This window comes from Tateyamaria sp. ANG-S1 (assembly GCF_000814025.1).
Lineage (GTDB): Bacteria > Pseudomonadota > Alphaproteobacteria > Rhodobacterales > Rhodobacteraceae > Tateyamaria.
In genome coordinates, this window is the sequence record NZ_JWLL01000023.1 from 57194 (window position 1) to 78186 (window position 20993).

21 protein-coding genes are annotated in these 20993 nt (G+C 59.8%); 11 read left to right on the forward strand and 10 right to left on the reverse strand.

Annotation, left to right across the window (positions count from 1 at the left end; genetic code table 11):
* The first annotated feature begins 81 nt into the window (after positions 1-81).
* The 3 genes from RA29_RS21355 (at position 82) to RA29_RS21365 (ending at position 3198) form a co-directional block, all read left to right on the forward strand.
* A complete protein-coding gene (locus RA29_RS21355; RefSeq protein ID WP_039689894.1) occupies positions 82-843 on the forward strand; it encodes an ATP-binding cassette domain-containing protein in 762 nt (253 codons plus the stop codon).
* Entirely contained in the window at positions 840-1967 is a 1128-nt protein-coding gene (locus RA29_RS21360) for an ABC transporter permease (RefSeq protein WP_039689896.1), read from the forward strand. The genes RA29_RS21355 and RA29_RS21360 overlap by 4 nt, the downstream gene beginning before the upstream one ends.
* Positions 1968-2052: 85 nt before the next feature.
* Complete coding sequence (locus tag RA29_RS21365; RefSeq protein WP_193743614.1) at positions 2053-3198, forward strand: substrate-binding domain-containing protein; 1146 nt, start codon at positions 2053-2055, stop codon at positions 3196-3198.
* A 66-nt stretch (positions 3199-3264) separates the two neighbouring features.
* Here RA29_RS21365 and RA29_RS22215 read toward each other — a convergent pair whose 3' ends face one another.
* Positions 3265-4962, reverse strand: a complete 1698-nt coding sequence (locus RA29_RS22215) for a glycosyl hydrolase 108 family protein (protein WP_052249871.1) — start codon at positions 4960-4962, stop codon at positions 3265-3267.
* A gap of 229 nt (positions 4963-5191) precedes the next feature.
* On the opposite strand from RA29_RS22215, the gene RA29_RS21375 reads away from it, so the two are divergent.
* From RA29_RS21375 to RA29_RS21405, 7 genes are all read left to right on the forward strand, one after another.
* Positions 5192-6259: a LacI family DNA-binding transcriptional regulator gene (locus RA29_RS21375; protein ID WP_241462688.1), complete on the forward strand. Its 1068-nt coding sequence runs from the start codon at positions 5192-5194 to the stop codon at positions 6257-6259.
* A gap of 99 nt (positions 6260-6358) precedes the next feature.
* Entirely contained in the window at positions 6359-7447 is a 1089-nt protein-coding gene (gene ugpC, locus RA29_RS21380) for a sn-glycerol-3-phosphate ABC transporter ATP-binding protein UgpC (RefSeq protein ID WP_039689897.1), read from the forward strand.
* 28 nt (positions 7448-7475) lie between these two features.
* Positions 7476-8804 carry an extracellular solute-binding protein gene (locus tag RA29_RS21385; RefSeq protein ID WP_039689899.1) on the forward strand — a complete coding sequence of 443 codons (1329 nt, stop codon included), beginning with the start codon at positions 7476-7478 and terminating at the stop codon, positions 8802-8804.
* 82 nt (positions 8805-8886) lie between these two features.
* Positions 8887-9798: a sugar ABC transporter permease gene (locus RA29_RS21390; RefSeq protein WP_039689903.1), complete on the forward strand. Its 912-nt coding sequence runs from the start codon at positions 8887-8889 to the stop codon at positions 9796-9798.
* Positions 9798-10733 carry a carbohydrate ABC transporter permease gene (locus RA29_RS21395; RefSeq protein WP_039689904.1) on the forward strand — a complete coding sequence of 312 codons (936 nt, stop codon included), beginning with the start codon at positions 9798-9800 and terminating at the stop codon, positions 10731-10733. The genes RA29_RS21390 and RA29_RS21395 overlap by 1 nt, the downstream gene beginning before the upstream one ends.
* The gene (locus RA29_RS21400) at positions 10733-11476 is read left to right on the forward strand and encodes a cytochrome b561 domain-containing protein (protein WP_039689907.1); all 744 of its coding nucleotides are present in this window, start codon (positions 10733-10735) and stop codon (positions 11474-11476) included. Before RA29_RS21395 ends, RA29_RS21400 begins: the two co-directional genes overlap by 1 nt.
* Positions 11436-12359 carry an SMP-30/gluconolactonase/LRE family protein gene (locus RA29_RS21405; RefSeq protein WP_039689908.1) on the forward strand — a complete coding sequence of 308 codons (924 nt, stop codon included), beginning with the start codon at positions 11436-11438 and terminating at the stop codon, positions 12357-12359. The genes RA29_RS21400 and RA29_RS21405 overlap by 41 nt, the downstream gene beginning before the upstream one ends.
* 42 nt (positions 12360-12401) lie before the next feature.
* Here RA29_RS21405 and gndA read toward each other — a convergent pair whose 3' ends face one another.
* Positions 12402-13820, reverse strand: a complete 1419-nt coding sequence (gene gndA, locus RA29_RS21410; RefSeq protein ID WP_039689911.1) for an NADP-dependent phosphogluconate dehydrogenase — start codon at positions 13818-13820, stop codon at positions 12402-12404.
* A 66-nt stretch (positions 13821-13886) separates the two neighbouring features.
* Here gndA and RA29_RS21415 point away from each other — a divergent pair, with 66 nt between their 5' ends.
* Positions 13887-14303, forward strand: coding sequence for a heme-binding protein (locus tag RA29_RS21415; RefSeq protein ID WP_039689981.1), 417 nt, complete (start codon positions 13887-13889; stop codon positions 14301-14303).
* Positions 14304-14352: 49 nt separating this feature from the next.
* Here RA29_RS21415 and mnhG read toward each other — a convergent pair whose 3' ends face one another.
* Genes mnhG through RA29_RS22220 form a run of 8 tightly spaced genes read right to left on the reverse strand, consistent with a single transcriptional unit; the run spans position 14353 to position 20967 of the window.
* Entirely contained in the window at positions 14353-14676 is a 324-nt protein-coding gene (gene mnhG, locus RA29_RS21420; RefSeq protein WP_039689914.1) for a monovalent cation/H(+) antiporter subunit G, read from the reverse strand.
* Positions 14673-14978: a cation:proton antiporter gene (locus tag RA29_RS21425; protein ID WP_052249873.1), complete on the reverse strand. Its 306-nt coding sequence runs from the start codon at positions 14976-14978 to the stop codon at positions 14673-14675. Before RA29_RS21425 ends, mnhG begins: the two co-directional genes overlap by 4 nt.
* Positions 14975-15460, reverse strand: a complete 486-nt coding sequence (locus RA29_RS21430; RefSeq protein ID WP_039689921.1) for a Na+/H+ antiporter subunit E — start codon at positions 15458-15460, stop codon at positions 14975-14977. Before RA29_RS21430 ends, RA29_RS21425 begins: the two co-directional genes overlap by 4 nt.
* Positions 15457-16956 (reverse strand): Na+/H+ antiporter subunit D, encoded by a 1500-nt coding sequence (locus tag RA29_RS21435; RefSeq protein WP_039689923.1) that lies wholly within the window; start codon positions 16954-16956, stop codon positions 15457-15459. Before RA29_RS21435 ends, RA29_RS21430 begins: the two co-directional genes overlap by 4 nt.
* Entirely contained in the window at positions 16953-17318 is a 366-nt protein-coding gene (locus tag RA29_RS21440; RefSeq protein ID WP_039689924.1) for a Na+/H+ antiporter subunit C, read from the reverse strand. Before RA29_RS21440 ends, RA29_RS21435 begins: the two co-directional genes overlap by 4 nt.
* Entirely contained in the window at positions 17319-17738 is a 420-nt protein-coding gene (locus tag RA29_RS21445) for a Na+/H+ antiporter subunit B (RefSeq protein ID WP_039689925.1), read from the reverse strand.
* The gene (locus tag RA29_RS21450; RefSeq protein ID WP_241462689.1) at positions 17735-20005 is read right to left on the reverse strand and encodes a putative monovalent cation/H+ antiporter subunit A; all 2271 of its coding nucleotides are present in this window, start codon (positions 20003-20005) and stop codon (positions 17735-17737) included. The genes RA29_RS21445 and RA29_RS21450 overlap by 4 nt, the downstream gene beginning before the upstream one ends.
* Entirely contained in the window at positions 20002-20967 is a 966-nt protein-coding gene (locus RA29_RS22220) for a universal stress protein (protein WP_152613113.1), read from the reverse strand. Before RA29_RS22220 ends, RA29_RS21450 begins: the two co-directional genes overlap by 4 nt.
* Between the last annotated feature and the right edge of the window lie 26 nt (positions 20968-20993).

Sequence of the window (20993 nt, forward strand, 5' to 3'; positions counted from 1 at the left end):
TAACGGGACCCTGCACCCAAATTCCGAACCCCTCGGGCGCGTGCGCAGCCCGTGGCATCCGTGCAACCGGAGGAGAGAGATATGGCTGATGTGCCACTCGTGCAGATGCGCGGGATAACCAAACGTTTCGGCGGTGTGACCGCACTGCAAGACGTCAACCTAAGCGCCTATGCCGGAGAAGTTCTGGCCATCGTCGGAGACAACGGTGCGGGCAAGTCGACCCTGATCAAGGTGCTTACAGGCGTCTACCAACCGACTGAGGGCGAGATTTACATCGACGGCGAGAAGGTCGAGTTTTCCAACCACGCCGACGCGGCCAAGGCTGGGATCGACGCCGTTTATCAGACGCTGGCGCTGGCCGATCACCTTGATCCGGCGGCCAACATGTTTCTTGGCAACGAGCTGACCAAGAAAGTGTTTGGCATCACGGTTCTGGACAACAAGAAGATGCGCGAAGAGACCGAGCGCGTTTTGATGGAACGCCTGGGTGTTCGCTTGAAATCGCTGGATGCGCAGACTGACAGCCTGTCTGGTGGTCAGCGTCAGGCTGTGGCCATCGCGCGCGCGGTCTATCATGAAGGGCTGCGCGTGCTGGTCATGGACGAACCGACTGCAGCACTTGGCCCGCAAGAGACGGCACGCACCCTCAAACTGATCATGGCCCTGAAAAAGCAAGGGCTGGCCGTGATCCTGATCAGCCACTCACTGGATGACGTGTTTGAAGTTGCCGACCGTGTCCACGTGCAACGCCGTGGTCAATGTGTGGGCGTGGCCCTGACCGCTGAGAGCTCAACGCAAGAAGTGTTGGGCATGATCGTTGGTGCCAAGGAGGACGCCGCATGAACGCCGCAGTTGCGACAAGTGAAAAAGCACCGCTGACAGAACGGCTTGAGCCGTATATGGCGGTGATTGCGCCGATGGCGATGATCGTTGCCATCTTCCTGTTCATGGCCGTGGCCTCGCCCGACCGGTTCTATCGCATCAGCAACCTTGAGCTGATCCTGCAGGATGCGGCGCTGTATATGCCGATGGCGATGGCGATGACCTTTGTCATCACGCAGCGCGGTATCGACCTGTCGGTTGGGTCCGTTGCTGTGCTGTCGGCGATCATCATGGCGTTTCTGGTCAAGCAGTTCGGATTCTCGATCTATGTCGGCATCCCGATTGCTCTGACGATTGGTGCGCTTCTGGGCCTGATCAACGGTCTGGTGATCACACGCTTCAACGTGCCCGATCTGATCGGCACGCTGGCGATGGACCTTGTTTACAAGGGTCTGGCGCTGCTCTTGGCCAAGGGATTGGTGCTGGCGCGCTTCCCCGACGTCCTGACAGAAATGGGTCGTGGTCAGACGCCGTTTTTCATCCCAACACCTGCGGTGATCGGCATCCTGACCATGGTGGCAGGCTACTACATCCTGCAGCGGACCCACTTTGGTCGTTACACGGTCGCCATTGGTTCGAGCCCGGAATCGGCGGAACTGACCGGCATCGGTGTGAAACGGCACAAGGTCTATGCCTATGTGTTGTGTGGCGCTTGTGCGGCCCTTGCCGGCCTGATGCTGACCGGCAAACAGAACGCCATTCAGGCGACGATGGCGCCGTTCTTCAACCTGCACGTTATTGCTGCGGTGGTTGTGGGTGGCACGTCGCTCTTTGGCGGCCGTGCTTCGATCATCGGGTCATTCTCGGGCGTGTTGCTGCTGGCCATGATGCTGAATGCGCTTGTGACGCTGCGGATCGAATTCTTCTGGCAGCCGGTCGCGTCGGGCTTTGTGATCATCAGTTCGGTCGCACTCTATGCTTGGATCCAGAAGAAGGACCGCGACGGGGCAGGGGGCTGGTTTGCAGACCTCAAGACCGCCGAAGGCCAGAAATTGGTGCGGTTTTCCGCACTGCTGATTGGTGTCCTGATTGCCCTGTTGGCAATCGGCGGCATCTTTGCCGGGGACGTCGCGCCAAGCGGATAATCCGGCCAATGCGGGGTGGCCAGGCCGAGGGTGCAGCCCCGACCTGGCCGACGATCCCGCTCTCATTGCAAAGGGAGGAACCGAAATGAGATTTTTAGCAACCACAGCCCTCGTGGCAACTGCGATGACAGGAATGGCGATGGCTGATGGCCATGCGACCCTGCCGCTGAAGGAACTGCCCGACATTGCGGACCGCGATTACTGGGTGCCCGATGAGGTGAACGCCGAAGGCAAGCTGGAAGCCATGCAAGCCGTCGTTGGCGCTGAGGCGGTCAAGTTCAGCGGCACGCAGGATGCGCCGATCCAGATCGCTTTGATCTACCCGTCGTCGGACACGTCGGACTTCTGGGCGCGCAACTATCTGGCGATGACCAAGCGTCTGGACGAGTTGGGCGTGCAGTACGAAACGACCGAGTTCGCCTCGCGTCAGATCGAGCATTCGCTGCAAACGACCTATGCCAACCAGGTCGTACTGGACAAAGACATCTATGACTACGTGATCTTTGGCCCATCAGAACTGGCGATCCAGGCCGACAACATCTCGAAACTGGCGGCTGAAACGGATGACCTGACCACCTATGTCTGGGCGTTCCACACACCGCTGAAAGAGCTGGAGCATCAGCCCGCGGCTTGGTTCGACTTTTCGTCCGCTGCCGGTGCGCTGACCATGTGCGACTACATGATCGGTCGTCTGGGCGAAGGTGTGACCATGGCGATGAACCGGGGCATTCCCGGCATCACCGACAACCAGCGTTCTGGTGACTTCAAAGCCTGCGTCGAAGAGAAGGCAGGCTGGACCACCGTTTACGAACACTATGGTGAATATCAGCGCGAGGGCGGCTTTGCCGGTACATCGCTGATCCTGCAGTCCTACCCTGAGGCGACGATTATCCATAACGCCAACACCGCGATGGCGATGGGGTCGGTCGAGGCACAGGTTTCGGTCGGTAAGGAGAAAGAGATCTTCTCGACCGGCTGGGGCGGTACAGGTTTGGAGCTTGACGCGATCCGTCGTGGTGAGCTGGATGCCACACCGATGCGTATGGGCGATGACGTGGGCGCGGCGACAGCCGAAGCGATCAAAGCGGACCTTGAGGGGCGTGCTGACGAACTGCCGTTTGTCTTCCTGGGCCGGATCACGGTGGCCCATGACCAGATGAGCAACGAGGAAATCGACGCGCTGGAACAGGAAGCGTTCCGCTTCTCCGGTGTGGGCGCACTCGAGCGTTAAACGGCGCTTACTGAAAACAATGCGCCCCCGGTCGAGGTGATCGGGGGCGTTTCCTTATGAACAGGCTCAGAACTCGGCTCGTACGTCGCGGATCGCCTTGTCGATTTTCCCGAGGAAGCCCCAACCGGTAAAGATGCTGAGCAAGGTGAACAGGATCGTTTGGATATCCGGGTTCGCTTTAAGTTGCGCTACGAAGGCTGGATCAATGACCCCGCGGCCCTGCGGGAAGACCGCGGGAACAATGGATGTCAGAAGCAGCCCGACGATCCCGATGACCGACTTCCTGCCGTTCAGCAGCCTGCCGACGGTCTCTCCAAGTGCTGCGTTGACGGGCGTGAGTGGTGGTCTGTTAGGGGTCGGTGTTTCAGGTTCGAGGTCATTAAGTTTCTTTTTCAACGCCGCTTTCAGCAGGCTTTCGGTCACACTGTCATCTTCGGCCTGTGCGACCTTTTTTTGGATAATACGGTTCAACACCAGCTTGGCGGCAGCGCTTTTGCCACCCGTGGATACCGCAGCGATGACCGAGAGCAGATCATCGACGTCCAGGTCCAGGCCCAGGGGTTTGTTGGTAACTTTCATGACGGTCGTCGGGCGTTTGCCCGCCTCTTTTGGCAATGTGGTCAGGAATTCACGCAGTTTCGCGATCCGGTTCATCCAACCGTTCCCGAAGGTATCGAAGTTGTGGCGGGTTTTGAGATAGGCTTCGTACAGATCGACATAGGTTTCGGACATGGCTTCGGCATCAGTCTCGCGCGCAGCGGCAATAGTGTTGCGCCCGACAATCCCATCTACCTTCAAAGGCCCGCCATTGACCTTCATGCCCATTGTATTGAACGCTTCTTGCAGCGTCTTGATCGCCTTGTCTGTGCCTGAGAGAATGGCAGTGTTGTAGACGACCATGGCGGTGCGGTCCGGCATTTCACCACAGCGGCATCGCGCATAGTAATTGGTGCGCAGGATCAGGTTCGCTTCTTCCCGGCTGAGGGCGCGCACTTCGTCCTCGGTCACGGGCTTGCCGCGCCAATCCTCAAGCGTTGCGCGGGTGATGCCGAAATTGGTGGCGCCGCCCGTATCATCCGGATGGTTGGCAAAGCCGCCCTCTGCCCACTTGATGAAACTGTGCAGTTTTTGGAACCGTGCGTCCGCTTCTGCGGTGCCGGAGGGCATAGATACGGGAGAGGCTGCGGAGCCCGGATCGTCATCCGCGACGAGGGTGGGATCAAGCGCGGGTTTCTCCGGCGCCAGCGCAGGCTTGGCCGGAGCGCCGCCACTGTCCCAGCTGTCGATCAGATCGGCGAGATGCTCGGCCCAGACAGTATCGCCACCATCGGGGTAAATACCATCGCGCAATTCCGAAGATGTGACGCCTACCAATTGGACATGCGGCTTTTCGATCAGTTGCTTCTTCTTGTTGTAGAGCGGGGTCATGTTGTGTTCGGCGGCCACCTCATGCATGCGCGTCCACCATTTCGCCTTGGCCCCGCTGTCGTCCCAGCTCCATTTTCCATTTTCGAAAAGAACGAAATCCACCGCCAATCCATACTGGTGGATTGATCCCCATGGGCCAACCCAAGTGACCTTGTTGCCTGGCTTTGTGCGTCCCTTGGCGTACAAGCTCGCTTGCCTGTGTGGGGTGCGGAACGCTTCGAACACTCGAAACGGGATCTTTTCAGCATTCAGTTTCTTTTGAATGGCAGCGACGCTGTCGCGGATAGCGGGATGCAGGCGGGAAATATCGCCGTCCCGTTTCGTAAGCCCTGACATATTAAACCCCTTCAAAAAGTCAGTGTTGAATATCCTTTGCCGCTTATGGGCGGGTATTTTTAATGCGTTTCATCGTTCCGCCGGAAAAGACGGCAGCGTATCTTAAAAGCGAAATTCTACCGCAGATTATTATAAAGCGCGAAATTCGCAAAGTATTTCGGTTTGGAGCCTATTCGTGGTGTGCTGTTTCAGTTGTGTGTAGCGACCGAGAATGCCCTAAGATTGCATCTTGACGCGCGTTGTGACCGGGCACACCTTGCGTCTTATGCCCCGAACACCGTCCAAATCCTCTGGCCCCGTAACGATGCGCGATGTGGCCCGCGCCGCTGGTGTGTCGCGCATGACAGTCAGCCGCGCGTTGAAAAAGGACAGCCCGATTTCCAAGGATACACGGGACCGTATCCTTAAGGTCGTGCGCGAGATGAATTACGTGCCGGACCAGATGGCGGGCAGTCTAACGACCAAGCGGTCGGGCTTTGTCGCTGTGTTGGTACCGTCGCTGAACAACCTCCACTTTGCCGAAACTGTGCAGGCCTTGACCGAAGAGCTGGAAGGCATCGGCCAGCAGATCCTTCTGGGCCACACGGACTATTCCCCGGATCGCGAGGAACAGTTGGTCGAGGACATGCTTAAGCGGCGACCGGAGGCCATCGTCTTGTCTTATGACGGGCATTCCGATCGGACCGTTGCGCTGTTGAGTGATGCGCATATCCCAGTGATCGAGTTGTGGGAGCGGCCCGACAATCCCATCGGTCATACTATCGGCTTTTCCAACCGGCAGGCAGCGGCAGATATGACGCGAGCACTGATCGAGAGGGGCTATCGTAACATCGCCTTTGTAGGGGAGGCCGATGATGACTGGACCCGGGGTGCAGCCCGGCGCAAGGGGTACCTCGATGCGATGGAAGAGGCGGGCCTGCCCACTGACCGCGCGCTAAAAATCGGCAAACCGCCCCTGTCGATTGAGGAAGGGGCCGAAGCGGCCACCCGGTTGCTTGAGGAATTTCCCGACACCGATTGCGTGTTCTGTGTGTCCGACGCCCCTGCCTTTGGCGTGCTGTCGGTGATGCTGAAACTCGGCAAATCCGTGCCGGGAGACATCGGCATCGCGGGCTTTGGCGATTTCGAAGTGTCGCGCTTTGCGACCCCCACAATCACGACTGTTTCTGTGGACCCCAAAACCATTGGGCGTGAGACGGGAAAACTGATCGGGCAACTGCTGTCAGATGATGCGCCAATGAGTCGTTCACTGGTTCCTGTGCCGGTCAATCTGACTTTCCGCGACAGCACGAAATAGCGAAACGTCGCGATTTCAGTCGCTTAGGCTCTTCATTTTTTCTTGTGTTACCGGTCACAATTGTTAGTGTGACCGGTAACAAAGAACGGAAGTACATCTATGCCCACCATCCGGCTCGACAATCTGGTCAAACGCTACGGCAATGTTGAGGTGCTGCACGGCATCGAGCTTGAGATGGCGGAGAACGAATTTACCGTGCTCGTCGGCCCGTCGGGCTGCGGCAAATCCACGACCCTGCGGATGATTGCGGGGCTGGAGGACGTGTCGGATGGCGAGATCTATGTCGACGACAAACCCGTCAGTCATCTGGAACCCAAGGAACGCGATCTGGCGATGGTGTTTCAGGACTACGCGCTTTATCCGCATATGAACGTGGCGCAGAACATCAGCTTTGCCTTGCGCCTCGCCCGCCGCCCGAAGTCCGACATCAACGCCAAGGTCAAGGAAGTGGCCGAGATGGTCGGCCTGACCGACTTTCTGGGCCGTAAGCCCGGTGCGCTTTCCGGCGGTCAACGCCAGCGGGTTGCCATGGCTCGCGCACTGGCGAAGGATTCTGGCATCTTTCTGTTTGACGAGCCGCTTTCGAACCTCGACGCCAAACTGCGTGGGCAGATGCGGGCGGAACTGGCGCTCATGAGCCAGCGCGTCCAGAAAAACATGATCTACGTCACCCACGACCAGATCGAGGCGATGACGCTCGCAGACCGGATCGTCGTCATGCACGGCGGCTACATCCAGCAGCAGGGCACACCCGAAGAGCTGTTCAAACGCCCGGTGAACAAGTTTGTGGCGGGCTTTATGGGCATGCCGCCGATGAACTTCCTCGACGGCGCACTGGAAGAGCGGGCAGGGGAGATGTGGGTCACCGGCGACGGCTTTGATCTGAAGCTGTCGGGCGAGATCGCGGCCAAGGCCAAGGGGCATTCCAGCCGCGAGGTAACGCTGGGCATCCGGCCCTCTGACCTGAACTTTGCCGAAGACGCCGACCCGGCAACAGCCCTGACGCTCGACGTGCAGGTGTCGGAATACATCGGCGCGCAATCCGTCCTGCTCTGCAAATGCGGCCCAGCCCAGGTGATGGTCGAAGTGAATTCGGAAACACCGGTTGCCCTTGGCCAGACCCTTACCTTCGCAGTCAACCAGCGCGGCGTACACCTGTTCGATCGCACATCCGAAAACGCACTTTGAAAATCAATAAGTTCTAAGGGAGGAACACATGTTCAAAGGACTGAAAACAACGGCGGTGGGTCTGACGACCGCAGCCATCATGGCAGGGGCGGCCTTTGCCAACCCTTACGAGGAATACGCGGGCACGACCCTGATCGTGAACTTCCCCGCGCACCCACATTACAACGCCGCGATGAAGGTTTTGCCCGAGTTTACCAAGGAAACGGGCATTGAGGTTGAGGTGGACCAGTTGCCCTACCTGAAGATGCGCGAGCGGCAGACGCTGGAACTGGCACAGGATGAGGGCGAGTATGACCTCATTTCCTACGTCGTGTTTTCCAAAGCGGACTATGTCTTTGCCGACCAGTTGGAAAACCTGGCCAAGTACTTCATGAACCCCAAACTGGCCGACCCGAACTATGACGCGGGCGACCTGATCGACGGCTATGTCGAAAACATCGGTGTCGCGGGCGGCTTCAAGGGCTATCTGCCGGGTCCAACCGGATCGCTGTTTGGCATTCCTTTCGGCTCGGAAACCTCCGTCCTCGCCTACCGCAAGGACATCTTTGAAAAGCACGGCATCCCGACGCCCGAAACCTATGACCAACTGCTCGATGCGGCGTGCAAGATCCCCGAACTTGAGCCGGGTATGGGCGGCATGGCATCGCGCGCGGCATCGGGCCACCAAGCCAGCCACGCCTTCCTTTTGCACCTTGCCCCGCTCGGCGGCCGCGTCTTTGACGACGCCTGGAACCCGATCATCAACAACGCCGCTGGTGTCGAAGCGGCCAATGCACTGAAATCCATTGTCGATTGCGGTCCCGAAGGCGCGATGAGCTTTGGTCCGTCCGAAGCGGCCAACGCATTCGCCACGGGTCAGGCGGCGATGTTCATGGACTCCATCGCCTTTATGCCCGGTTTCGAAGATCCCGAGCGCAGCCAGGTCGCGGGCAAGGTTGGTTATGCCATGCACCCCAAAGGCGTGCGTCGCGGATCGCAAACCGGTGGCTTCGGCATCGGTATCCCCAAGAACGCCGAGAACAAGGAAGCGGCCTTCCTTCTGATGCAGTGGCTGACGTCCAAAAAAGGAGACCTTATGGTCGCCATGGAAGGCGGCAACCCCTCGCGCTTCTCCACCTACCAGGATGCCGGTCTGAATGAAAAATACCCGTTCGCCGCGACCTTTGGTGAAGCCCTGAAATATGCCGATCCCGATTGGCGCCCGATCATCCCGGTCTGGGGCAAGATCAACGCGGACATCGGCACAACCATGTCCAAGGTGCTGACTGAAGATCTGGACATTCAGGAAGCGCTGGATGGCGTGGCTGAACGGACGCGCGCCGTGATGGATGACGCCGGCTACTACACCTGGCAGTAAGCCTTTCCTCCTGCCGGGGCGTGTGGTGACACGCCCGCGCCCCGGCCCTTTGCCCCCTTCAAGACCCTGGAAAGTTTGACCCATGCGTACTGCGATGGCCAACCGACTGACGCCTTACATGTTCATGGCACCCGCCGCGATCATCATGGCAATCGCGCTGATGTACCCACTGGGTTACATGGTCTGGGGCAGCTTCCGCGACTGGAACCCAAGCCAGACCATTGGCGAAGCCGAGTTCGTGGGCCTCAAGAACTACATCTTCCTCTGGAACGACCCGAACTTTCACGAAAGCCTTGGCGTCACGCTGCGCTTCGCTTTCTTCGTGGTGACCATCGAGATGGTGATCGGCGTGGGCCTCGCCCTTCTGCTCGACCGCGAAATCCGCGGCATCTCGCTTCTGCGCACCATGTTTATCCTGCCGATGATGATTGCCCCTGTCGTGGTGGGTCTGATGTGGCGGTACATGTACCACCCGACCGTCGGCACGTTTAACCGCTTCCTCGACAGCATCGGCCTGCCGCGCGTGGACTGGCTCGGGGACCACGCGCTCACCTCCGTCATCATTGCAGACATCTGGCAATGGACGCCCTTCATCTTCATCCTGTCACTGGCCGCCCTACAATCGCTCCCCCGCTCGGCACTGGAAGCGGCGCGCATCGATGGCGCTACAGCCTGGCAACAAATCATCCACATCAAGCTGCCCCTGATGATGCCGGTCCTGATCGTCACGGCACTTCTGCGCCTGATCGACGCCTTCAAGGTGCTGGAAGTGATCCTAGTGATGACCGAAGGCGGCCCGGGCCTGTCGACCGAAATCCTGGCGCTGCGCATCAGCCGTACCGCCACCGAATTCCGCGAACTGGGCGTCGCCGCCGCCATGTCCAACTACCTATTGATCCTGCTTCTGCTGCTGACTGTGGGCATGTTCGCCTTCAACCGCTGGCAAGAAGCACGCGCCGCTCGGCTGAATGCGCTGGTCGAGGAGGAAAGCTGATGTCCACCCCCAACTCCCGCGCCAATCCGGCTTTCTATGCGGTCATCGCCCTTTTGGTATTTATGTCCGTGGGCCCCGTGCTCTTGATGTTCATCAACTCGTTCAAGCTGGACGTGGACATCATTTCAGGTACCTCCGGCCTGATCTTCATGCCCACGATCCAGAACTATGAGCAAGCCCTGTGTGATGTCCTCTGGTACGAGCCCGAGCACCTCGATTTTTGCTCACTCAAGTTCGGCGGCGCCTTCATCAACTCGCTAATCATCGCGCTGATCTCGACCGCGCTAACGTTAGTGATCGGGTGCATGGCGGCCTACGCGCTGGTGCGCTTCCGGTTCATGGGGCGGGACACCGTATCGCTCAGCACGCTCATGGTGCGCATGGTGCCACCCGCCGTGCTGCTCGTCCCTGTTTTCGGTTTGTGGAATAACGAGTTCTGTCTAGATCGCGATGGCCTGATTGGCGGCGCGATCCGTGACACGTTTGGAGGGCGGGGTGATGTCTGCCTTGCGGGCACACACTCCGGTATCATCCTGATCTACGTGGCGATGAACCTGCCCTTTGTGATCTGGATCTTGCAAAGCTTCATTGTGCAGGTCCCCCGGTCGCTGGAAGAAGCGGCGCGGGTTGATGGGGCAGGGCCGTTCCAAGTCTTCTTCAAAGTCGTCTTGCCGCTCATCAAGCCGGGCCTGGCCGCCGCCGCCATCTTCACCTTCCGCATCGCATGGAACGAATACCTGCTCGCCTCCGCCCTATCGGACCGCGACACACGCACCGTGCCGATCCTGATCGTGAACAACATGTCCGAATTCAACGTGGAGTGGGGTGTGATCATGGCCACGGGTATGCTGCTCGCCATCCCACCGATCATCTTCACCCTGCTCGCCAGCCGCCAGATCATCACCGGCATGACCGCAGGGGCGGTCAAAGGCTGATGGACTGGCTCCTCGCCCCCATCGATCCAAGTCGCGCGCACGAGGTGGGCTTTGCCATCTCGTGGCACGCAAGGTCGATGGTGCTTGCATGGGGCATTCTGGCGCCAATGGCTGTGATCATCGCGCGATTTTTCAAAGTGATGCCGGGGCAGGACTTCCCGCGCGAGGTCGACAATCTGATCTGGTGGCGCAGTCACTGGATGGGGCAGTCGCTGGTTGTCGGCTTGTCACTGCTGGGCCTTGTGCTGGTGCTTCCCAGTGATTTCGCAACGATGAGCGTGCATAACTGGCTGGGCTACGCGGTCCTCGCGGGGGCAGGTGCGCAGGTGCTGCTTGGCCTCTTCCGCGGGTCCAAGGGCGGACCGACCGATACCCAAATGCGTGGGCACCACTATGACATGACCCCGTGGCGGCGCATGTTCGAGGTGCTGCACAAGGGCATCGGCTATTCCGTTATCCTGCTCGCCATCGTCACGATTATGTTGGGCCTGTGGAAAGCCAATGGTCCGGTCTGGATGTGGTTGGTTTTGACAGTATGGTGGGCGGCGCTGGCGGTGGCCTTTGTTACCATGCAAAAGCGTGGCATGGCCATCGACACCTATCAGGCGATCTGGGGCACGGACCCCAGCCATCCCGGCAACCAGGGCCCGCCTCCGGGTTGGGCTGTGTGCCGGTATGACGAGACTAAAGAAGGAAACGACGATGTTCGGCATGATCGAGGGGACCGGGTTCGAAGTCATTGAACCCGAATTTGCAGAGTGCTTTGTGGGCCACGCGCGGGTCGAGAGGCTCTGGACCGGGGCGAGGTGGTCCGAGGGGCCAGTGTGGTTTGCAGCAGGGCGCTATCTTCTTTGGTCCGACATCCCGAACAACCGCATCCTCCGCTATGACGATACCGACAGATCGGTCTCGACCTACCGCCAGCCCTCGAACAACTCCAATGGCCATACGGTCGACCGGCAGGGGCGGCTGGTGTCCTGCGAACACCTCGCGCGCCGTGTCACGCGCACCGAACATGACGGCTCCATCACCGTCATCGCGGACAGCTACCAAGGCAAACGCCTGAATTCCCCGAACGACGTTGTGGTGAAGTCCGATGGCTCGGTTTGGTTCACCGACCCAAGCTACGGCATCCTCATGGACTATGAAGGCGACCGCGCCGAAAGCGAAATCGGCGCCTGCCACGTCTACCGCGTGGACCCCTCTGGCGAGATCACCATCGTCGCCGACGATTACTACAAACCGAACGGCCTCGCCTTCTCCCCCGATGAAACGATGCTCTACATCGCCGACACCGGGATCACACATGATACAGACGGCCCCAAACACATCCGACGCCACATGGTCGGCGCTGACGGCACGCTGTCTGGCGGCGAAGTCTTTGCCACCTGTACCGAAGGGCTGTTCGACGGCTTCCGCCTCGACACGCACGGCCGCATCTGGAGCTCTGCCGCCGATGGCGTTCACTGTCTGAACAGCGAGGGCGTATTGATCGGCAAGGTGCACATCCCCGAGCTTGTCGGGAATGTCTGCTTCGGGGGCGAGAAGCTGAACCGGCTCTTTATCGCTGGGACAACCTCGCTCTATTCGGTTTTTCTCAACGTGAACGGCGTCTCCCCGGTCTAAGGGGCGTAGGGCGCGCGTTCACCGCGCACCACTCCTATTCACTCACTGCATGTGTTGATCCAGCCACGGCCCATGATGCGCCCCGTCCTTGTCGGTGCGCTCAAAGCTGTGTGCGCCGAAGTAATCGCGTTGCGCCTGAAGCATATTGGCCGTGGTCCGCGCGCTGGTGAGTGTGTCGAAGTAGTTCAGCGCCGATGCCAATGCGGGCACCGGTTGCCCCGCCCCCATGGCTACCACGGCCACTTTGCGCAGACCGGCCATGTTCTGTCGGAGAATGTCGGCGAAGTATGGAGCGAGGGCCAAGTTCCGCTCGGGCGCGTCCGTCAACGCCGACGCCATGTCGTTCAACATCGCGGACCGGATGATGCACCCCTCGCGCCAGACCTCGGCAATCTCGGCCATCGGCAGGTCCCAACCGTAGTCGGCGCTGGCCTTCGTCAGCAGCTCAAAGCCCTGAGCGTAACACAGTACCTTGCCCGCGATCAGAGCCTGTTCAAGGTCATCGAAGCTGAGCGTGCCGTCGGCCATCGCGCCACCGGTCGGACCAAAGGCCTCCGCTCCGGCCAGTCGCAAATCCCGTTGCGCCGACAAGTTCCGCGCCACAACCGCCGCCTCGATGACGGGCACAGGTGCGCCTAGCATCTGGCTTTCGATCACCGTCCAGCGGCCCGTCCCTTTTTGACCAGCACGGTCAAGTATCATGTCGAGCATGGGGTTGCTCGTCTCCGGATCGATTGCGGCGGACACTTTGCCGGAAATCTCGATCAGATAGCTTTGCAACAGCCCTTCGTTCCAGCGGTCAAACACGGCCCCGCACGCGGCGGCATCCATGCCCATCCCATCGCGCATCACGCCATAGGCTTCTGCGATCAGTTGCATATCGGCATATTCAATCCCGTTGTGCACGGTTTTGACGAAGTGTCCGGCTCCGCCTGCGCCCATATATGTAGCGCATGGCTGGTCTTCGTACTTGGCGGAAATTGCTTTCAGGATGTGGGCAACCCTGTCCCATGCCTCGGATGTCCCACCGCCCATGATGGATGGGCCAAAGCGGGCACCTTCGGCACCACCCGACACGCCAATGCCCAGAAACGGAACACCTGCAGCTTCCGCCTCTTTTGCCCGCCGCTCACTGTCGTGGAAATTTGCATTGCCTGCGTCGATGATCATGTCATCGGCGTCTAAAAGCGGGCGCAATTGTTCGATCTGTGCATCGACTGCATCGCCGGCTGGAACCATCAGGATGATATTGCGCGGGGACGCCAGGCCATTCACGAAGTCTTCCAGCGCGGCGTGGCCGGTGATTTGCTCGGCCAGATCTCCCGCCTTGTCCATGAACTCCGGGATACGCGACGCCGTGCGGTTGTGCACCGCGACCGTGAACCCGTTGTCTGCGATGTTGAGCGCCAGCATCGCCCCCATCGTGCCCAACCCGATCACACCGATTTCTGCTGCAGACATATACTTTCCTCTTCCCGGAGCTGCTGTTATGTTACCGATAACAAAGCCCGCGAAAGGATGGAAGTCATGCATTTCGAAAAGTCACTTGTCCTGACACACGGGGCCGTTATGGCCATGCTTCAGGCGGGGGTTGCCAAGGCCGAAGGGATGGGCCAGCCGCAATGTATTGTGATCGTGGATGCCAGTGGCGTCACTTTGGGCCAGATCCGGATGACAGGGGCGAAGTATCTGAGCCTGAAGAGCGCTCAGACCAAGGCGCGCACCGCCGCATCCATCCGGGCCCCAAGCGATGCCATTCCCGAAGCTGTTGGGCCTACCATCGCGGCTGCCACTGATAATGCCGTGACACGGCTTGGCGGAGGTTTGCCGATTTTCTTCGATGGGGTGTGCGTGGGCGGTATCGGTGTCGGCTCTGGCACAGCGGATCAGGACAAGGACGTTGCCAAGGCCGCATTGGCTGCAATCGGTGCCGCTGTGGAATAGGGCTTAAGGCCCGGATTTCGAACGGAACAGCCCGATGCCTACCTGATTGCTACTTCTCTTTCTCGTCCATGGCGGCTGACTTCGGGCTCCACGGATTGATCCCGAGACGCAGGGAGGCCCGTCCAATCATATGCGCCCCTATAGGTGCGGTGAGCAGCAGAAAAAATACGATCAGCACGCAGCGCAAGACAATGGCTGGGTCCGCAAAGTGCAAGGCGGCACCCGCCATGACAAGACCGGAGCCGAGCGTGCCGACTTTGGTGGCGGCGTGCATCCGTGTGAAAACATCTGGCAGCCGCAAGACGCCGATGCCGGCAGCGACTGTCATGGCGGCCCCGAGGAAAACGAGAGCGGCGGCGGCAAGTTCGATCATTGGCTGTCCTCTTGTTCTTCCTCTGCTTCGCGTCGCACCACCACACGTTCGGCAAAGCGCGCCAACGCCGCTGTCGCGAGGAAACCGACCAGTGCCAACACGAGGGCAACGTCAAGAAAGGCCGCGTCCTCCGACCGGATCGCGGCCAGTCCGCAGAAGGCCACGATAGAGACCGTCATCTGGTCTAGCGCAACAACGCGGTCGGGCAGGGTGGGTCCGACAGCCAGCCGGATCAGGGCGAGGCCAACCCCGATGAAGACGAGCGCGAAGCCAAGCGTGAGCACGGTGTCCATCAGTGTCATTCCCGGTCCTCCACTGCGTCAATCACCCAGCGTTCCATGCCTTGTTTCAGCGAGCGGCACACCGCGTCCGGGTCATCGGCGAACATGACATGCAGCTTGAGCGTTTTGCGGTCCTCGCTCACGTCGATGCTGAGCGTGCCGGGGGTGAGCGAGATGAGATTTGTCACCAGTAGGATCCCAGCGTCGGTCTTGACGTCGAGCGGCATGTTCACGATGGCCGGGTTCGAGCGATGTGTGGGCGTGAAAATGTCCCACAGCACCTCGATGCTGGACACAATCAATTCGTAGTTGAACATGATGAGAAGCCTGATCCAGTACCAGACCCGCTTGAAATATGTGGATTTGACCCCGGCCAGGGGCTGGATCAGCATCAGCACGAAGTATCCCACAACGAGCCCCGACAGCACGGACAGCCATGTGAAGGTGTTGAACAGGATCATCCACGCCACGGCGAAGAAGATATTGGCGACAAGTGTGTTCATGCCTCACCCCCGAGTACCGTAGTGATATAGGCTGTCGGATCGAGAAGTTGAGCCGCTGCGTCCTTGGCGAAGGTGACGAAGGGGTCGGGTGAGAAGCCGATAACCAGCGTCATTGCCGCGAGTGCTGCGATTGGGATCAGGAGGTGTCGCCGGGCTTGCGGTGTGAGCTGGCTGAGCGCGGGGTCGGCGCCTTCCGGGTGCGGTTTCCAGAATGCCTCGGCCCAGATTTTTGTCATTGAGAAGATGGTCAGTAGGCCGACCAGCAGGGCTACGGCGGCAATGATCCAGCCCTGTATCTCAATCGCGGCGGCGACCAGCACGTATTTGGCCCAGAAGCCCGAGAGTGGGGGGAAGCCTGCAAGCGAGAATGCAGGGATGAAGAACAGGACCGCCAGCAGAGGGGCGGATTTGTAGAGACCCCCGATGCGGTTCAGATCTGTGGAGCCTGCCGTGCGCTCGGCCACGCCTGCGATCAGGAACAGGTTTGCCTTCACGACAATATGGTGGACGAGGTAGAAGACCGCGCCCGCCAAGGCGAGCGGGGTGAAAAGTGCGAGCCCCATGATCATGTAGCCGATCTGGCTGACGATGTGGAAGGACAGGATCTTGCGTATGTCATTCTGTGCCGCCGCGCCCAAGACGCCGGTGATCATGGTCAGGGCGGCGACCCAGAGCAAGATCTGGTGAGTGAAGCCGACATCTCCGTCAAAGACCAGCGTGAACATGCGGATCAGGGCATAGACACCAACTTTCGTCAGCAGACCAGCGAAGACGGCAGAAACCGAGAAGGCGGGCGTGTGATAAGCGGCGGGTAGCCAGAAGAACAGGGGGAAGACCGCCGCTTTGACCCCGAAGGCGACCATGAACATCATAGCCACGACGGTCACGAGGCCCTGGTTTTCCACGCTGTCGATAGCACGGGCCATGTCGGCCATGTTGAGCGTGCCGGTCATGCCGTAAAGCAAGCCGATGCCCGACAGGAACAGGATGGTCGAGATCAGGTTGAGCGTGACGTATTTGATGCCACCATCGATCTGATCCTTGTTCCCGCCCAGGATCAGCAGGCCGAAGGACGAGATCAGCATGACCTCGAACCAGACATAGAGGTTGAAGAGGTCGCCAGTCAGGAAAGCGCCCACGACGCCGCCGATCAGGATGTTGAAGAGCGCATGGTACCCAAGCTGTTCCTTGCGCACGTCGATGTCTGTCAGGGCATAGACCGACACGGCGAGCGCGGTTATGGCGGTAATGATCACCATGACGGCCGAGAGATAGTCGGCTACCAGCGTGATGCCGAAGGGCGCGGCCCAGCCGCCCATCTGTGTGGCGATTACGCCCTGATCAAGCACGCGCGCCATGAGCAGGATGGAAGCCGCCAACAACACCGCATTGCCTGCAACGCTGAACCAGCGCCCGGTAGTCCCGTAGCGGGCAAGGAAGGCCAGTACCGCCGTGAGGAAAGGCAGTACAAGAGGGGTCGCAAGGGTCCAGGTCATGTCTTGTCTTCTGTGCGCGGCTCAGCGATCCGCATGTCGTCGGAATAAAGCGTGCCCAGCGTTGAATAGGCGCGGAACATTAGCACGAGGGCAAAGGCGAAGAGGCCGAAGCCGATTACGATGGCGGTCAGCACCAGCGCTTGGGGCAGGGCATTCGCCACATCACCCACGGGGCCATCCGCACCCACCGGGATCAGGGGTGGTGCCCCGACGGTGAGCCGCCCTGACGCAAAGATAATCAGGTTTGCGGCGTTCGAGATCAGCACAAGTCCGAAAATGAATCGCAGTACGTTGCGTGCCAACATGAGGTAGACTGAGGTGGCGACGAGCACGCCAATGGTTATCGCAATAAGCGCTTCCATTCAGATCTCCTCTTCCATGGCGAACACGATGGAGAGGATTGAGCCGAACACCACGAGGTAGACCCCGATGTCGAAGAAAAGAACTGTCGAGATGGGGATCCCCTTGTCGTCGGGTGTTTCGTTGATGAAGAGCCATTGGCCTGTAAAGAGAGCATCGCCAAAAAAAGCCGCGAAGATGCCGGCGAGCAGGGCAATGCCGAGGCCCCCCATGGCGATATTCTGCGGCATGATCTTGAGCGCATTGCGGGCGTCGGCAGTGCCGCAGGCCAGTGCGAACAGCACAAATCCTGTAGAGCCGATGAGGCCGCCGATAAACCCGCCACCTGGTTCGTTGTGGCCGCGGATCAGCATGTATAGCGAGAACAGCACCAGAAGCCCGCACAGGTACCGGGTGCCCACGCGCAAGATGATCGAGTTCATGGGTCTTTCCTTGGGTGGGTGGTGCGCAAGAGCGCGTAGGCTGAGAGGGCAGCGATCACGACCACCGCGATTTCGCCAAAGGTGTCGAGCGCGCGGAAGTCCACGAGGATCACATTGACGATGTTGCGGCCAAACGCTTCTGGCCAGCTTGTGACCTCGAAGTATTCGGTCAGGCGCAGGTCCAGCGGGGTTTCGAGTACCGCAAGCAGCACCAGCGTGACCGATAGGCCGATGGCCCCGGCAAGGATCGCATCAAGGGGGCGATGGTCGCGTCCGTTTTCGTCCAGCACGGGCAGGCGCAACAACGCCACAGCCACCAGCACCACGATCAGCGTCTCAACCAGCAGCTGGGTGATCGCAACGTCCGGGGCGCTGAACACGATAAAGATCATCGCGACCCCGATGCCGACCACACCCAGCGCTGCCATGGCTGCGATGCGCGAACTTGTCAGAGCCGTGAGTATTGCCCCTGCGCTGATCAGCACAACCAGGGCGATGTTTTGGAAGGTGACGTCAGTCAGGTCGGGCCAGGTGGGCATGGCCTGCCGTGCGATCATCGTGCCGCCAAGAGCAACCAGCACGGTGGCGAAGGTCGCAAAGATGTAGCGCCGGAGGATACCGGGCTGGATGATCTGTGTCTGCCATGCGGCGAAGCTTTTGAGGGCCAGCAGGAACTTGTCCCAGCCGTTGTCAAACTGCGGTGCCGCGTCCACCAGTCGCCCGAGCGCGGGCCGCAAGCGCTTGTGCCCGAGGTACAGGACGGCGCCGAGCGCGACAGTGACGATTGACATAAACAGCGGCATGTTCACGCCCGCCCACAGTTTCAGTTCCTTGGCATCTTCGATGGAGCCCAGCAGGGATTTGACCGTTGGATCAACCAGTGCGACCTGCAGAAGGTCCGGGTAGACGCCAAAAAGTGCGCCGAGCACGGCGAGGATCACCGGGCCTGCGAGCATGGGCCAAGGGGCTTCATGCGGTTTGCGGGGCAGTGCAACACCTGTTCGCTGCCAGAACGGACGCAGGGCCACAATGCCTGCCACTGCAAACATCAGCGCGTTGGCGGTTAGCAGGGCAGCGGCGAAGAGGAACGGTTCGGACCCAATGGCAAGAATGCCAGCGTATTTCAGTTCCTTGCCGATGAACCCGAGAAAGGGTGGAAAGCCCGCCATCGACAGCGCCGCCAGCCCCGCGGCGAATGCGGTGACAGGCATTGCCCGTCCCAGGCCACCGAGCACGTCGGCCTCGCGCGTACCGGTCGAGTGGTCGATACAGCCCACGACAAGAAACAACGCAGCCTTGTAGAGCGAGTGGACCACCAAAAATGTGGCGAAGGCAGTCATGGCGTAGCCGGAGGTTTGACCGAGGAACAGCGTCAGCGTGCCAAGTGCCATGAGCGTGGTGTAGGCGAGGGCTTGTTTCAGATCCGTCTGGCGCAAGGCGAGGATGCTGGCGAAAACAGCTGTAAACGCGCCTGCAATCGTGAGCGTCCAGAACCATACATCCGTGCCTGACATGCCCGGGTGCATCCGCGCCATCAGGTACACCCCCGCCTTGACCATCGTGGCCGAGTGCAGGAAGGCCGAGACCGGTGTGGGGGCGGCCATGGCGTTGGGTAGCCAAAAGTGGAAGGGGAACTGCGCCGATTTGGTGAAGGTGCCCGCCAGGATCAGGATGAGGATCGGCAGGTACATCTCGTGGGCTTTGAGCACATCGGCCTGGGCCAGGATTTCCGATAGCTCGAAGCTTCCCATCGAGAAGCCCAGTAATATGAAGCCTGCGAGCAGCGCCAAGGCGCCCGCGCCAGTGACAAAGAGCGCCTGGAGGGCTGAACGCCGCCCCTTGGTTGTGTCATGCCCGAAGCCGATCAGCAGGTAGGAGGTGATGGTGGTTAGCTCCCAAAAGACGAAGAGCCCGATAAGATTGTCGGCCAGCACCAGCCCCAGCATCGCCAGCATGAAGCTGGTCAGGAACAGAGCGAAGCGGGCAAATTGCGGGTGCCCGGCGAGGTACGTGTTGGAATAGAGCAGCACGAGCGCGCCGATGCCGGAGATCAGGAGCGCGAAGGTCAGGCTGAGGCCGTCCACAAGGAACGACATCGCTATGCCAAGGGATGGCACCCAGTCCCAGACAAGGCGCAGGCTTTGCCCGTCGGCGACGGCGGGGGCGAGGCTGAGGAACCAGCCGAACAGGAGGAGGGCGATCCCGACGGGGATAAGACCGACAAGGCCGTTTCCCGTGGGGTGCATCGCGGTGGCCGTATCGTTCAATGTGTTTCCAGTTCTTCAATCGTCACGGGAGAAATAAAGCCCTCGGGCTTGACTGCAAGGACAGAGCAGGCAACGCGGCTGAGGATGGTATCGGCGGTATTGCCGATGAACATGCCCGAAAGCCCCGTGCGCCCGAGTGTGCCCATAACCAGCGTATCAATATGTTGTTCGTGAGTGTGCTGGGCGATGACATCGGCTGCGACACCCTTGACGTGCATGATCTGCATGCGGTCCGCGAATTCGGTGTACTGGTCCGTCAGCGCGGTCAGCCGTGCGTGGCTTTCCTGTTTGGTTGTTAGCAAAAGCGCTTCGACATCTTCGGGCGGGGTGTGCACGCGGCTGGAGCGCAACAGGTGTTCTTCGTAGAGATACCAGGCGTTTAGCACGTCCAACTTGGCATCGTCCTGAACAGACAATGATGTCGCAAGCTGCATCACTTTGTGATTGAGCGCGTCGCGTGTGGCGTCAGTTGGGTCGGGATCGACTGCTGCCACGATGCGCTTGGCCTTTGGCTCGGCCTTGCTGTTGAGGATCCAGACAGGGCACGGGCATTTGCGCAGAAGGTGCAGGTCAGGCCCGCCCAGCACGTTCCAGGTCGGGGTTTGGTCGGCGGCTTTGAGCACCAGATCGTTGTCATAGGTCAGAACATGACGAATGACTTCGATAAATCCGACGCCCTGCGCAAGCATTGTGGTTACTTCGGCGCCTTCCTGCCGAAGACCTACAGCGACCTGCTCAAGTTGCTCTTTGCGCGCGGCGATCAGTTCTGCCCCAACCTCTCGACCGCGCTGTCCGGACAGGGTGGCGAGCATGCGCGCCATGTCGGATTGGTCGGTTTCTGACACATCCATAAGGGTCAAATGTGCGCCATTGGCCTTTGCCAGCCAGCGCGCGCGGGCCACGAGCGCGTCGGACACACCCTCCGGGTTCGAAACGACCAGAATGTTTTTAAAGCGCTTCATGCCCGGGCCTTTCACATCAATAAATG

What these genes read in the sequence shown, in the direction of transcription:
- RA29_RS21365 (WP_193743614.1), top strand. Translation starts at nt 2,053, where the DNA reads ATGAGATTTTTAGCAACCACAGCCCTCGTGGCAACTGCGATGACAGGA.
- RA29_RS21415 (WP_039689981.1), top strand. Translation starts at nt 13,887, where the DNA reads ATGCATTTCGAAAAGTCACTTGTCCTGACACACGGGGCCGTTATGGCC.
- RA29_RS21355 (WP_039689894.1), top strand. Translation starts at nt 82, where the DNA reads ATGGCTGATGTGCCACTCGTGCAGATGCGCGGGATAACCAAACGTTTC.
- RA29_RS21395 (WP_039689904.1), top strand. Translation starts at nt 9,798, where the DNA reads ATGTCCACCCCCAACTCCCGCGCCAATCCGGCTTTCTATGCGGTCATC.
- RA29_RS22215 (WP_052249871.1), bottom strand. Translation starts at nt 4,962, where the DNA reads ATGTCAGGGCTTACGAAACGGGACGGCGATATTTCCCGCCTGCATCCC.
- RA29_RS21390 (WP_039689903.1), top strand. Translation starts at nt 8,887, where the DNA reads ATGCGTACTGCGATGGCCAACCGACTGACGCCTTACATGTTCATGGCA.
- RA29_RS21360 (WP_039689896.1), top strand. Translation starts at nt 840, where the DNA reads ATGAACGCCGCAGTTGCGACAAGTGAAAAAGCACCGCTGACAGAACGG.
- RA29_RS21425 (WP_052249873.1), bottom strand. Translation starts at nt 14,978, where the DNA reads ATGACACTGATGGACACCGTGCTCACGCTTGGCTTCGCGCTCGTCTTC.
- RA29_RS21385 (WP_039689899.1), top strand. Translation starts at nt 7,476, where the DNA reads ATGTTCAAAGGACTGAAAACAACGGCGGTGGGTCTGACGACCGCAGCC.
- RA29_RS21440 (WP_039689924.1), bottom strand. Translation starts at nt 17,318, where the DNA reads ATGGAAGCGCTTATTGCGATAACCATTGGCGTGCTCGTCGCCACCTCA.
- RA29_RS22220 (WP_152613113.1), bottom strand. Translation starts at nt 20,967, where the DNA reads ATGAAGCGCTTTAAAAACATTCTGGTCGTTTCGAACCCGGAGGGTGTG.
- gndA (WP_039689911.1), bottom strand. Translation starts at nt 13,820, where the DNA reads ATGTCTGCAGCAGAAATCGGTGTGATCGGGTTGGGCACGATGGGGGCG.
- ugpC (WP_039689897.1), top strand. Translation starts at nt 6,359, where the DNA reads ATGCCCACCATCCGGCTCGACAATCTGGTCAAACGCTACGGCAATGTT.
- RA29_RS21445 (WP_039689925.1), bottom strand. Translation starts at nt 17,738, where the DNA reads ATGAACTCGATCATCTTGCGCGTGGGCACCCGGTACCTGTGCGGGCTT.
- RA29_RS21400 (WP_039689907.1), top strand. Translation starts at nt 10,733, where the DNA reads ATGGACTGGCTCCTCGCCCCCATCGATCCAAGTCGCGCGCACGAGGTG.
- mnhG (WP_039689914.1), bottom strand. Translation starts at nt 14,676, where the DNA reads ATGATCGAACTTGCCGCCGCCGCTCTCGTTTTCCTCGGGGCCGCCATG.
- RA29_RS21435 (WP_039689923.1), bottom strand. Translation starts at nt 16,956, where the DNA reads ATGACCTGGACCCTTGCGACCCCTCTTGTACTGCCTTTCCTCACGGCG.
- RA29_RS21430 (WP_039689921.1), bottom strand. Translation starts at nt 15,460, where the DNA reads ATGAACACACTTGTCGCCAATATCTTCTTCGCCGTGGCGTGGATGATC.
- RA29_RS21405 (WP_039689908.1), top strand. Translation starts at nt 11,436, where the DNA reads ATGTTCGGCATGATCGAGGGGACCGGGTTCGAAGTCATTGAACCCGAA.